This is a genomic window from Microcoleus sp. AT3-A2, assembly GCF_036705685.1.
Taxonomy (GTDB): domain Bacteria; phylum Cyanobacteriota; class Cyanobacteriia; order Cyanobacteriales; family Microcoleaceae; genus Microcoleus.
The window spans coordinates 10,747-24,931 of the sequence record NZ_JAUBVF010000033.1 but is presented as its reverse complement, the minus strand read 5'-3'; the positions used below and the strand labels follow the sequence as shown (position 1 = coordinate 24,931).

Annotated in this window: 3 protein-coding genes; all 3 read right to left on the bottom strand. The window is 43.7% G+C overall.

Annotated elements, in window-relative coordinates; translation table 11 throughout:
• Positions 1–236 precede the first annotated feature (236 nt).
• Complete coding sequence (locus QUB37_RS18400) at positions 237–5,258, bottom strand: PAS domain S-box protein (protein WP_333164632.1); 5,022 nt, start codon at positions 5,256–5,258, stop codon at positions 237–239.
• Positions 5,259–5,943: 685 nt separating this feature from the next.
• On the bottom strand, positions 5,944–7,164 hold the full coding sequence (locus tag QUB37_RS18395) for a hybrid sensor histidine kinase/response regulator (protein WP_333164629.1): 1,221 nt from the start codon (positions 7,162–7,164) through the stop codon (positions 5,944–5,946).
• Positions 7,165–7,415: 251 nt separating this feature from the next.
• Complete coding sequence (locus tag QUB37_RS18390) at positions 7,416–13,907, bottom strand: PAS domain S-box protein (RefSeq protein WP_333164626.1); 6,492 nt, start codon at positions 13,905–13,907, stop codon at positions 7,416–7,418.
• Positions 13,908–14,185 lie beyond the last annotated feature (278 nt).

The window sequence follows — 14,185 nt, the reverse complement described above, 5'->3', positions numbered from 1 at the left end:
TGAAGGTAATTGGTAATTAGTAAGATCGTGTTTAATTTTTCACTCACAACTCACAACTCACAACTCATATTGTTGACCTTTGCATCGTAATAATAATTTTCTGACTGCACTGCCAGCGGAATGCGATCGAGTGACCCGGAGCAAGGATAATGCTCGCTGGCAGCGTATAATTCCGATGTTACGGTATTTGATATTACCCATTTCCACTTCCCAATTTCCAATCACCAATAGCTAATTTATTGCCCCGAATTTGAATTTGTAGCTGTTAAATTCGATCGCACTGGAATTTCAATCAAAAACTCCGCTCCCTCTCCCGGTGTCGAAATACAACTCAATCTGCCGCCGTGGCGATCGACGATAATCGAGTGAGAAATCGACAATCCCAAACCCGTGCCCTTGCCCACAGGTTTAGTCGTGAAAAACGGGTCAAACAGCCTCGATCGCACTGACTCCGGTATCCCCCGCCCGTTGTCCGCAATGGATACCGCTACGAAGCCGGCAGCAGCCTGATAACTGCGAATAGCGATCGTGCTGGGATGCCGATCGCACTCCTCGATGGAACGCTGCTTGTCCCGTTCTTCCAAGGCATCGATCGCATTAATTAAAATATTCATAAATACCTGATTCAACTCGCCCGGAAAACATTCAATTGGCGGCAATAGTTGGTAATCTTTAACTATCTGAATTTCTCCATAACTGCTGTGAGATTTTAACCGATTTTGTAAAATCATCAAAGTGCTATCAATTCCCTCGTGAATGTTAACTGACTTTCCTGCGGACTCGTCCAATCGCGAAAAGTTACGTAACGATTTCACTATCTCGACAATTCGCTCGGTTCCTACTTGCATCGAATTAAACAAGTTCGGGAAATCCTCAGCAATATAATCCAAGTCTATTTCATCAATTTTCTCCAAGACTTGGGCGGGAGGATGAGGACAGTAATGCCGGTAAACTTTAATCAATTCCAGCAAATCTAAAGTGTAATTGCGAGCCGGACTGAGATTGCCGTGAATAAAGCTAACAGGGTTATTAATTTCGTGAGCAACACCAGCAACTAACTGACCCAAACTCACCATTTTTTCATTTTGAACGAGCTGAGCTTGAGTCGTTCTGAGTTTGTTAATAGCTGCTTCTAACTCTAGCGCTTTTGAACGTTCTCGCGCTTCAGATTCCTGCAAAGCTGACTCGGCTTGTTTGCGATCGGCAATTTCACTTTGTGCTTGCTCAAACAGCATTGATTGCTGGATCGCGATCGCCAACTGCACGCTAATTTGTTTGAGACACTCGACCTCAATTTCCAGCCAGTGACGGCGGCCCGCGCACTCGTGAGCAATCAATAGCCCCCACAATTTCTCGCCTTGCAAAATCGGCACTACTAAATTAGCTCGCACCTGAAATTGACTTAATAAATTAATGTAGCACTGGGAAAGACCTGCTTTGTAAATATCATCCACAGCTAGAGGGCGACCGTCTTCGTAAGCAGAAGCATAGCTGTCTTCAAAGCAGGAATCTTTAATAGTTATTCCCTGAAGCGACTGCCAATTTTCGCCCACCGACTCGACAGTTATAAAACCGCTCCAATCGGGATTAAAGCGATAAATAACTGTCCGGTCTGTTTGCAAAAACTGCCGTACCTCAGCAACAGTTTTTGTCAAAATTTCTTCTAAATTGAGAGAAGAGCGAATGCGTTCCAGCATTTTTACCACCAGGCGTTCTCGCTTTAATTGCTGGCGCAAGATAGCCTCGGCAAGTTTGCGAGCGCTAATATCTTCAATCACAGCAATTACATAGCTAGGTTCCCCAAACCCATCCCGCACTAAAGATACCGTCATATTAGTCCAAACAAATGAACCGTCTTTGCGAATAAAGCGTTTTTCAATCGAATAATTAAAAATTTCCCCAGCTAACAGTCTGTCGCGCGACTCGACATCTGCTGCTACATCTTCGGGGTGAGAAATCTCCCCAATATTTCGCGATTTTAGCTCTAATTTTGAGTAGCCGACAATATTGCAAAACCCTTGATTTGCATTCAAAAATTGACCGTCGCGCCACACTTTAACAATGCCAATTGCCGCTTGTTCAAATACAGCTCTAAATCGCTGTTCGCTTTCTTGCAAAGCAGTTTCGGCTTTTTTGCGCTCGGTAATGTCCATTGCCGTGCCAAACAGCCCCACCACCTGACCCAACTCATTTTTAACAGATTGTCCTTTAGCGTTAACGTGCCTGATTTCTCCTGATGGAAAACAGATGCGGTGGTCGATGTCGTAAGCTGTCCCTTCAGTCACGACCTTTTCTACAACTTGTGTAAACCTTTCTTTGTCATCGGGATGAATTTGGTCTAAAAGTTCTTCCATTGTCGGCGGCCGATTCAATTCTCGACCGTAAACTCGAAACAGTTCTTCCGACCAAGTAAGAACTCCTGCTTCCCTATCGAATTCCCAATTTCCGATGCGGGCTATTTTTTGCGCTGCTTGCAACTGTTCGGCAAGTTGTTGCAAAGATGCTATCAACTGAGTTTTTTCGGCTTCTGCTGCAACGCGGGCACTGATATCTTTGTGAGTGCCTGTTATCCGCAACGGCGCACCCCATTCGTCGTACTCGACTACCTTGCCCATCGCCAGAATCCACTGCCAATTGCCCGCTTTGTTGAGCATCCGAAATTCAAATTCATAGATATCAGTCTCACCTTCTAAATAGGAATTTAAACATTCCATTACCTTCACTCTGTCTTCGGGATGCACCAAACTTTCCCAACCTTTGAGGTTATTTTCAATTTCGGTTTCTGCATAGCCTAGCATTGATTTCCAATAAAAGTCGAAATAAGTTTCGCCAGTAGCTATATTCCAATCCCACAGCCCCAAAGAGCTGCCTGAAACCGCCAACTGTAATCGCTCTTGACTGAGTTTTAATGCCGATTCGGTGCGTTTTATTTCTGTGAGGTCGGCAATTATGGCTATCATTCCTATCGGTTGACTAGCGCTATCTTTAATGCAGTTAGCTCGCAAGAAAGTTTCTATAATAGCGCCATTTTTACTCTTAATTTCAATTTCACTTTCCCAGGAAAAACCTTTCCGTAGCACTTTAAATAACTTTCTCAAATCTTGAGATTTGGGGTACATTACTGCTGGGCCGCCGGCATTATTTAGTTCCTCAACTGTATAGCCGTAGCGCTGAATAAATGCTTGATTATGATAAACGGAATAACCGTCCAAATCTGCGATCGCGATCGCATCACTAGCGCTGTCTACAGCTTGAGTTACCAGGCACAGAGTCAGTTCGGCGCCTTTGCGATCGGTAATATCAAAAATCGCTCTGTCGAGCCACAAAACCAGCCCTTCTAGATTGTAAGTTGGCCTACCTCTTTCCGACATCCACCGCACCGCCCCGTCATCGCGAACAATGCGGTATTCTAGATTGTACGGCTGTTTCGACTCTACTGCTGCGCTGATTTGTCGATCGACCATTTCCTTGTCTGCCTCGTGGACAATGCTGGCAAAAGTCAAGCCGTTGTTGCGAATAAAATCCCCAGCAGGATACCCACTAATTACCTCAATTTCATCGCTAATAAATACCATCGTCCACTCAGCATCGTACAAGCTGCGGCAGATAGCGCCTGGGATATTCTCAACGAGCGATCGAAATCTGGCTTCGCTCTCCCGCAAAGCGGCTTCTGCCTGTTTTAAATCAGTAATGTCCAGCACCATGCCTTCCCAAACTATATCCCCTTCCTGTCCTATTTCCGTCGGACGATCAACTCGTTCCGGTCTCGAAACCCCTTGCATCCACTTAAGTTTACCCGACGGTACAATCGCTCGCCATTCCTGCTGCCATGGCTGCATATCTGCGGCAGAAACAGCAATAGATTCTTCAAATTTTTGACGATCATCGGGATGAATAAAATTAAAAAGTAGTTGAGGATTCTGCTGAATATTTTCTGGGTCTACTTCAAATAAATAGCGGCTGCCCGAAGAAATATAAGGGAAACTTTTTTGGCCGTCGGTTGAGAGACGAAATTGATAAATTATTCCCGGTAAATTGGCAGCAAGTTGCCGAAGTCTAGCTTCGCTTTCTTGCTGCGCTAATTGTTTTCGCCTATCCTCAGTGATATCTCGAATTATCCCGACGAGAATTTTACTACCGTCGGTATTTTCAAAGACAGTTTTTTTAGTAGACAGAATGTGCTTTGCACCGTTGGCGTCCGTAAATATTTCCTCACTCTCGTTTTCTTTCCCCGTCCTAAACACTTGTTGGTCAGTATGCCAAAAAATCTCAGCTTCTTGTTTTGAGAAAAAGTCATAATCCGATTTGCCCAGCAGTTCCTCGCGCTGCTTCCCGATCAGCTTGCAAAAAGCATCATTTAACAGTATCCAGCGGTGCTGTTCATCCTTGACAAAAAGTGGGTCTGCAACTGCATCGATTGTATAGTTCAAGAATTTTTTACTAGCTTCCAGTTCGGAAAGTGCTAAAATTTTATCTGTAACATCATTGATAGTTCCTGTTGTCCCCTGCGCCTCGCCGTTCCAGCCTAAAATAAAAAATTCTTGCACTTCCACCCACCGAATTTCGCCATTTTTGGTAATATATCGACTTTGGTAACAACAGGATGTTTCTTGATTTGGTCTCTGACCTCTAAACGAATTTAAATATTGGTATTGATCCTCAGAATGAATGTAACTCAAACAGGAAGTTCCTAAGCTTTCATCAACGGTAAATCCGGTAATTTCCGTCCAAGCCGGATTGAGAAAAGTCCAATTGCCAGCAGTATTTGTTTCAAAAACTACTTCTTTGATATTGCCAACAACCTGCTGGTATTTTTCTTGACTTTTTTGCCATTCTGCTTGTCGTTTCTGGCGGGCGATCGCGCACCTGAGCGTCCGCCCCAGCAGCCGGCTGTCTACCTGTCTTTTCACCAGATAATCTTGGGCGCCGGCGGCAATTAACTCGACAGCCAGTTCTTCATCATCGGCCGCTGTCAGAATGACGATCGGAGTATTTATAGCGCCATCTTGAAGTCGGAAAAAAGTATTAAATTTTGGGCTGTCAGGAAGTGAAAGATCTAATAAAATTACATCAAAAATTTTGTCCCTTAAAATTTCTATCGCTTCCCGGAGGCGAACTACATTGGTCACATGAATTGATTGTCCTAGTTGGCGCTCAGACAGCAGTTCTTGAATAAGTTCTGCATCTTCGGCACAATCTTCTACTAAAAGAATTTTTAAACAAGCAGGCGTTAAAGTTGACTCAAAAACAGATGTCATACCATTTTATATTTTAGATTTGAAATTGGAGATTTGGAATGACTGATGACTATCGCGGTTTGGTTCTGGCGTACAGTGGCATTTTTTGTACTGGTATCCTTTTGCTATTTTTTAGTAATTATAAAATCTCAGTAGCGGAGGCAGCTACCTAGCTGATGATTGGGGAACTTGAACCGCAGCCTTTAGAGTAAGCTGTGTGCTTGCAGACCGCGCAGATTTATTTGTAGAATTGAGTTGTTCGCTGCAAGTTTTCCGCCTCGCCCCAAACCTAGTGGCCCAAAACTATCATCCTCTTACCAATATTGCAACTTAACTATATTTTAATTTACAACCTTTTGCCGAGGAATAGCAAGAGGCAAGTTAAAAGAGCGCGGAGTAATCAGGATTTGCATTGCTGATAGCCTTTGAAACTTTAGATTTTAAATAGCAGTTTAAAGCTTGCCTAAAGTTGCATTATTTTTTCCAAACGGTATTACTACTAAGCTACGAGAATTACGGTTGATTTACAAGATATGCTCTGAGATTGTGTGCGGTTAATTGCCCGCAATTAGCGCCTGTTTGTATTGAGCAATGCAAGTCCTCTCTTGAGCGAGGAAGAACCAAAACTTGCATTCCTTGCTACAAACTTAATTACCAACTTAATTATGGTTGTCTAACCGGACACAATTTAAATCTGTTGAGTCGCTCAATTTTTCTGCGGTTTGGGCAGCACAACTGTAAACACGCTGCCTTTACCGACATTGCTGCTAATAGCAATCTCACCGTTAAAAGGTTTTAAAAGTTCAATACAAGTATAAAGTCCTAGACCCGTTCCTGTCGGTTCGCCTTCGGTTTTTTCCTCGCCTTTAGGTGGCTTTGATGTGTAAAACGGGTCAAAAATTTTTGACAAATCTTCAGAGGATATTCCGCATCCCGTATCTGCAATATCCATATATATGTTCGAGTCGTCTTGCCGAGTCACGATAGTTATTTCTCTGCTTTTCTTTTCCCACATAGCATCCATTGCATTATTAATTAAATTATAAAATACTTGAGAAAGATAGGAATAAATTAAGGGAATGCTAGCAATTTCTTCGTCATAAAAGTATTTCTTCCTAATTTTATTTTTAAAATACAGGTTGCCTTCCAATAGCTGAATTTCTCGCTGCACTAAATCGTTGATATTCACCGGGTGCAAATCTTGCTTTTGCTCGTTTCGGCTTTTCATCATCAGAGTATCCATGATCTGATTGATTTTTGTGACAGCTTGAAAAATATACTTAGTATAATTAAACAGAGAGTCTTCTTGAATTTGTGTGGCTTTTGTTTCAATCAAATCGACGCTAGTCTGGATCACTTGCAGCGGACTTTTGAGATTGTGAACCATTCCCTGGGTCAAACGTCCGATGATGGCCGTTTTTTCCTGGTTTATTAATTGCTTGGTTTTTTGTTCAACAAGTCTTTCCAGGTTTTGGTTGAGGTGGGCAAGTTCGAGGTTTTTTTCTTCGAGTTTTTTTTGCAAGCTGCGGATTGTCAAGTGGGTTTGAATCCGGCTCAAAACTTCTTCGTGCTGGAAAGGCTTAGTGATGTAGTCAACGGCTCCTGTCTGAAAGCCTTTTACTTTATCAGGCGTATCGGAAAGGGCGCTCATGAATATGATGGGAATATCTTGCGTTGACGGGTCTGCTTTCAAACGTCGGCAAGTTTCAAAACCGTCAATTCCTGGCATCATGATATCCAGAAGAATCAAGTCTGGATGGATGTAGTCAATTTGCTCGATCGCACTTTCGCCATCTAGAGCCACTAATACTTTAAACCCGTAATTCCTTAACAACTCGAAAAGCACGTCAAGATTTGTTTGGTTGTCATCGACAATTAGTATGATGCTTCTTTCGGAATTCTTATCGTTCATATTCAAGGGAAACATTCAAATTTTTGATTTTTGAGTTGTGGGTTATGACGTTAAATCGGATTCAATGAATTTTTGGCGGCTCTAGAAACCTGGTTGCTTCCTAGATGCTTCTATTTGCAATAACCCTTTGAGGAGCCGGCTGCGAGTCCGGGGCGCCCAAGCAAATTAAGTTGTCGCTTCGCGGGAGGCCAGAACACCTAATTGAGAATGGTACTCTGGACGCGAGATTTAACTGATTTTGAGTTGTCTGTTAGCTACCGTCAATTTTAGGACAAATGTTGCTTCAAAAAATCTCGAATTTGCTTGAGCTGAAATCCTTTAGCAAGTTGGCGCAGGTGATGAACGAAAGGCACTAATGTCGGGTCAGAATGTTCGAGTTTAGCAATTTCTTCCAGAATAGCTTCAATATCGCCCATTGCAGCCAATTTTAACAACGCCAAGACTGACTCTGAGGCAGGAGAAACCATCGTTGAGTCAGCAGTAGCAATCTCAGAAGATGCTTTTGCAGTTTGATCTGTCCGCTTTTTGGTTTGTGATCTTTCTTCGTAAACCCATTCTAGTCTCAAATGCAGGCGCAATAATTCTAAAAGCTCATTAGTTTGAATCGGCTTGGTGAGAAAATTATCGCAACCTGCAAGTATGCTCTCTTGCTTGGTAGTCTCGTAAACGTTAGCGGACAAAGCAAGGATAACCGTATCTTTTAATTCCGGCAAATGTCGCAGCCGCCTGGTAGCTTCCCAACCGTTCATTACGGGCATCAGCAAATCCATTAAAATTATATCCGGTAGAAATTCCTGTGCTTTGTGCAAGCAGTCTTCGCCGTCTGTGGCTTGTGCAATTTCAAAGCCTAAATGAAAAAGCAGCCTGTGCAACATGGCGCGATTTACTTCGTGATCGTCCACGATTAGCACTTTCCGCTGGGGGCCAGTAAAACCTACAAGCGGCCTTTTTTCTGTCCGGGAGGGGAGTTCCGAACACGGGGCGACTGCGGGCAAGTCTAGATCCAACCAAAATATGCTGCCTTTGCCGGAGTTACTTTGGACGCGAATTTGGCTGCCCATCATTTTGACTAATTTTTGGCTGATGGAAAGTCCCAGTCCAGTACCTTCCACGAAATTGTTATGATCGCCCACTTGATGAAAAGGCAAAAATATTTCTTCTAATTTATTCTGCCCGATGCCAATGCCGGTATCTTCGATTTGAAAGCGAATTTTAGAGGTAGGGGTACGGCCGGTATTGTCTGCTATTATCCCCTCGGACGCTTCTGTTGTTCCTAGCGGCGGGTTAGACAGTTGCTGCGCGTCTAAATTCGCGGTCAAATTGATTATTTGAGGGGCAATTTTTGCTGTCAAACTAGAATTTTCGTAGTTGGTTTGAGGATAATTATCGGGGAAATTTTCTGCATAACCGACTTTGAATGTAACGCTGCCGCTGTTCGTAAACTTAACGGCATTACTGAGCAAATTAATCAAAACTTGACGCAACCTTTTTTCGTCTGCCAAAATGCCGTCTGGCAGCGCTGAAACCTGCTCGTAATTAAAGGCAATTCCTTTTTGAGCCGAGCGCATCTGGAACAAATCAATAATACTTTTCACAAAACTGGAAAAATGCACGTTGGTCCGTGACAGCTCCATTTTACTAGCTTCGATTTTTGAAAGGTCTAAAACATCATTAATCAGCATCAGCAGGTGGTTGCCGCACTGGTGAATGTTGTCAAGACTTTCCTGTTGATCGGCGGTAAAATTTTTATCGACTTTGAGCAGTTGAATGTATCCCAAAATCCCGTTCAAAGGCGTCCGCAATTCGTGGCTCATGTTTGCGAGAAAGTCGCTTTTAGCGCGGTTGGCGGATTCGGCGGCTTCTTTAGCTAATTGCAGGGCGGCTTCTGCAAGTTTGCGATCGGCAATTTCGGTTTGTGCTTGTTCAAATAGCATCGATTGCTGAATGGCGATCGCCAACTGCACCCCCAATTGTTTTAGGCACTCTCCCTCCAATTGCTGCCAGGGACGCGGGCCCGTGCAGTGGTGAGCAATTAACAGCCCCCACAAGTTTTCGCCTTGCAAAATCGGCACTACCAGATTCGCTCTCACATCGAGCCGAGTCAACAAAGCCAAGTGGCAGTCGGCGAGGCCGGCATTGTGAACATCTTCTATGGCTCTAATTCTGCCGTCTTGGTAAAGAGGAGCGTAGGCTGCCCCAAAACAGGGGTCATAAATTTCTATTCCTACAATTGGTCGGAAATTTTCGGCAACCGACTCGACAGCGATAAATCCGCTCCAATCCGGATTGAATTGGTAAATAACAGTGCGGTCTACTTGCAAAAAATGCCGGACTTCTTCGACACTTTTGGTAAGAATTTCTTCGAGATTTAGAGAAGATCTAATGCGTTCGAGCATGGCTACTGCCAACTGTTCACGCTTTAATTTCTGTCGCAAAATCAGCTCTGATTCTTTGCGTTTTGTGATGTCGGTAATGACTCCAATTAAGCCGATGTAATTCCCATTAATATCTTGAATACTGTCGGCTCGCACCAGAGCAGTTACTGCTTCGCCGCTCTTAGTTTCCAGCGCAACTTCGCCACACCAAGATCGACCTTGGCGAAGGCTTTTATAGATTTGTTTGTAATTTTTATGCCGGACATAAAGTGCGGTCATATTGCCAATATCATTGAGTTCTTCCACCGTGTAGCCGTAGCGCTGAGTGAAGGCTTGATTGTGGTAAATAGACCGCCCTTTCAAGTCGGCGATCACGATCGCGTCGCTGGTACTTTCGACGGCTTGAGTGACCCGCAGTAAAGCTAATTCTGCTGCTTTGCGATCGCTAATATCCGTCATCGAACCTACCATCCGCAGAGGGTTTCCGGCTTCGTCCCACACTGCTTGAGCGCGGGCGAGCACCCACTTATAGCTACCGTCTTTGCACTGCAAGCGGTATTCGGCGGCGTAATTGGGGGTTTGGCGATCGAGATAACCTTGGATCGCTGCTTGGACTCGTGAGCGATCGTCTGGATGGATGCGATCGATCCATGCGGTGTTGGTGTTTTCGATTTCGCCGTCTGTGTAACCGATAATTTCTTGCCAGCGGGCCGATCGAAAAGCTTCATTTGTTTGAAGATTCAGATCCCAAATTCCATCTTGATTGCCTTTGAGAACTAACTGCCAGCGTTCTTCACTTTTACGCAATTCTTCTTCGGCTTGTTTGCGCTGAATATGATCGCCCAACTGAGTCGCTACAGCCTTGACCAACTCTACTATACGCGGTTCCATAATCGAGCGATCGCGCTTGCAGAATACTAAAACTGCCAGCACCTTTGAGCTAGCGTGAATTGGCACTCCGAAACAAGCTTTCAATCCGACTGATGCCGCCATTTGCGATCGGGCAAAAAGATGATTCTTGGCTAGAGAAATATCTTCAATCCATTCTACATTTCTGGTTGACCAAATCCGTCCAGGTACTGCCACTCCGGCGGCGAATCTAATTTTTTTACTTTCGCGGCCGAACGTATCTAAATCGCGATCGCTAGCGTACCAAGTTTCGCTGTGTTCCAAAAAAGTACCGTTAGCAGTCGGTATCCAAGCTTCCGCAAAATTCCAGCCGATGGCATTGCACAGCAACCGCAAAATATCTGGGAGGGCGCTGTGAAAATCTGCTGACTGACTAATGGCTTGAGTTGCTGCCAGCAACAGCTTTATTTCATCTTCTGCTTGCTTGCTTTCTGTAATATCAGTTGCCGTGCCGAGAATTTGTTTTAACTTACCGTCTGTTGTTTTCGCAAATACAGTATCTCGGCTAACCATCCAGCGCCAAGAACCATCCTTGTGCCTAATTCTGTATTCAATTTCAAAGATATCCCCTTCGCTGCCTGTTTCGACTTGCTGTAAATAATCAGGCATTTTGATTGAATTTTCGGGGTGGATTAAAGTTGACATCATCCACGGCCCCATTGCCTGAATCTCCTCTACTGTATAGCCAAGAATGTGGTAGATAGAAGCGTTACCATAGATATTTTTTTTTTCAATTAAGTCACACACATACAAAATATTAGGAATTGCCCCAGCAATTTGCTGAGCGAACCGCTGGCTTTCCCGCAGTGCTGCTTCTGCTTGTTTTCTTTGGGAAATATCGCGAACAACGCAAATAATTTCTCCGTCGGGCAGCATTGTCAGCGAGACATCTATAGGGACTTCCGATCGGTCGCGACGGCATCCTACTGCTTCGGTGCTGTAAGAACCTTTCTTAACTAAAGTCGGCAGGACTTCTTGCTCGAACCTTTGCAGTTCTGCACCTTGGTAGAACATTTTCCAACTTTTATCTAAGATTTCTTCTAGAGAGTCGTAACCGTAGATTTTTAGTCGTGCTGCGTTGCAATAAATCACCTCATGGTCGGCACTGAATATGGCGATACCTTCGGAAGCTTGGGCCATTGCTGCTGCTTGCCTGTGGAGGACTGACTCGGATCGTTTGCGTTGAGTGATGTCGCGGACGATCGCGATAATTTCGTCCTCCGTACAGAAGACAATTCTCGCTTCAAAATCGTACAGTTCACCATTAACTGGCATTTGATATTCTACGACTTGAATCTCGCCAGTGTCAATCGCTTGTTGATTGCCCGACAAGATTTTTTCAGCAAAAGCAGTCGGTAATATGTCTTGTGCTTTTTTGCCGATTAATGCTTTTTGTGATAGGATATTCTCGAAATCTTTTGCCGATTTGAAGTCTACAAAAGTGCCGTCTGCCCGACAGCGAAATATCATGTCTGGTATCGCATTTAAAAGAGCGCGGTTGGTGGCTTCGCTCTTACGCAATTCAGCTTCAGCTTGCTTGCTAAATGTAACATCGCGGGCCACTGCATAAATCAAGCCTTCTTCTGCAAACGGCGATGCTGTCCACGATAGCCATTTATAAGTACCATCTTGGCAAAGATAGCGGTTTTCTAAGCTAATAATGGGGTGGCTTTTTTTAAGTTTTTCTAATTCCGCTACAGTAATTTCTAGGTCTTCGGGATGGAGGAATTCTATCAAAGGTTTGGCTAAGATTTCATCACTGCTATAACCTAATACATTTGACCAAGCGGGGTTTAAGCGTTTGAAATATCCATCAAAACCTGCAATGCAAAGTAAATCCAGCGAGAGATTAAAAAATCGATCGCGGTCTTGCTGGGTTTGTTTCAATTCCGTAACATCCATCACCAAACCGTCCCAAACTATATCGCCGTTGGCTTGCTTTTCTGGCTTCGACGCGCCTTGAAGCCATTTCACTCGATCTCCCATAACTTGCCGCCACTGGTGTTGCCAAGCTTGCTGAGTCGCCGCTGAAGTTGCCATCGATCGCTGCAAGCCAGAGATGTCATCTGGGTGAACTGTTGCAAAAGCCAAAGTGGCATTTTCTTCTATTTGTTCTGGTTTTAAATTGTATATCTGCCAACTGCCAGAAGAAACGTAACTAAAAGATGTTTTACCATCTACATCAAGCCGATATTGATAAATCATTCCCGGCACGTTGTCGGTCATTATTTGAAATCGAGCTTCGCTTTCCTGCAACGCAATTTGCTGGCGCTTGTAGTCAGTCACATCTCGCATTGTTCCGACCAACATTTTACGACCATCGGCGTTGTTAAATACTGTTTTTTTAGTAGATATAATGCGTTCTTTGCCGCCGCTATCGGTAAAATTCTCTTCTGTTTCCTGAGAAAGACTTCTTTGCAATACTTGCTCGTCTTGTTGCCAAAAAAAAGCCGCTTGTGCTGTGGGTAAAAAATCGTATCCTGACTTGCCAATGAGTTCCGATCGCCTTTTTCCTATCAAATTGCAAAAAGCATCATTTAATACGATCCATCTGTGCTGATCATCTTTGACAAAAATCGGGTCAAGAGTAGAATTAATCGTGTGATTCAAAAACTCTTTTGATGCTTTTAATTGAGCTTCGTAACGGTAGCGATCACTTACGTCCAAAACTACTTTAATTAGCCGATCAATGGAGCCATCCCTGGCGCGAATACAGCGTAAATAAACTCTAGTATAAACGGTTTTTCCGTCTTTTGTTAGCCATTTTTTGTCTAAAACATAGCCTTCGCTCTCCCCGGAAAAAACTTTTTTTAACTGCACTAATGTAGCCTGCCAATCTTCAGGAAAACCCCACTCTTTCCAATTTTTTTGCAAAAATTCTTGGCGATCGCATCCTAACAGATTGCACAAAGCATCGTTTACTTCTAAGCACTCGCATTTTTCTGGTTCTGATAGGGAATTTCTAGGAGCAAGAATAGCAATTCCGACTAAAGAATTCTCTACTACCGAACGATATTTTTCTTCGCTTTTTCGCAAAGCTTCTTGGTTGTGCTGTCGCTCTACTGCGTAGCGGAGCGATCTAATTAATACTTCGCTGTCAATTTTTCGCTTGACTAAATAATCTTGAGCTCCCGCTTGGATTGACTGCACGGCAAGCTCTTCATCGTTGCGGGCAGTCAGTACGACAATCGGAGTATTTAGGCTATATTCTTGTATTTTGACAATTGTACTTAAGTCTTGGCTGTCGGGCAGCGAAAGATCTAGTAAAATCACATCAAAATGTTCGCCGACCAAAAGTTCCTGCGCTTTGCTGAGACGGTCTGTACAACTTACTGATAGCCTTTGGGGTTCGGCTCTACTAACATTTGTTTCTAATAATAATTCTTCGATCAGCTCGGCTTCTGCTTGATTGTCTTCGACCAGAAGAACTTTAAAGCCGTTTCGCTTTGCGGGTGGACTCAAAACTGATATCATATACCTTGTTTTTTGTCAGAAGGCAGTTTAGCCAACTATTATAGCATATAAAGAATTGTATAGCCACAAATCCTGCTGTTCCCAGTTAAAAACTCTTTGGTTCAACAATTACAATGCGCTTTATCTCAGATGTTGAACGGTTCTCAAGAACGGGCTTTCCGCCCCATTGCACAAAAAGTAAATTTTCTTAGGAGAGTTTCTTCTAACCAGCCCTTAAAAGGCTTATTGAAAATGGTACAATATCTGATATCTATGCGATTGTGTTTTTCCTCTAAGTA

Excerpts from the sequence above, each read along its gene's own strand:
- QUB37_RS18400 (WP_333164632.1), bottom strand. The coding sequence starts at position 5,258 with ATGACATCTGTTTTTGAGTCAACTTTAACGCCTGCTTGTTTAAAAATT.
- QUB37_RS18395 (WP_333164629.1), bottom strand. The coding sequence starts at position 7,164 with ATGTTTCCCTTGAATATGAACGATAAGAATTCCGAAAGAAGCATCATA.
- QUB37_RS18390 (WP_333164626.1), bottom strand. The coding sequence starts at position 13,907 with ATGATATCAGTTTTGAGTCCACCCGCAAAGCGAAACGGCTTTAAAGTT.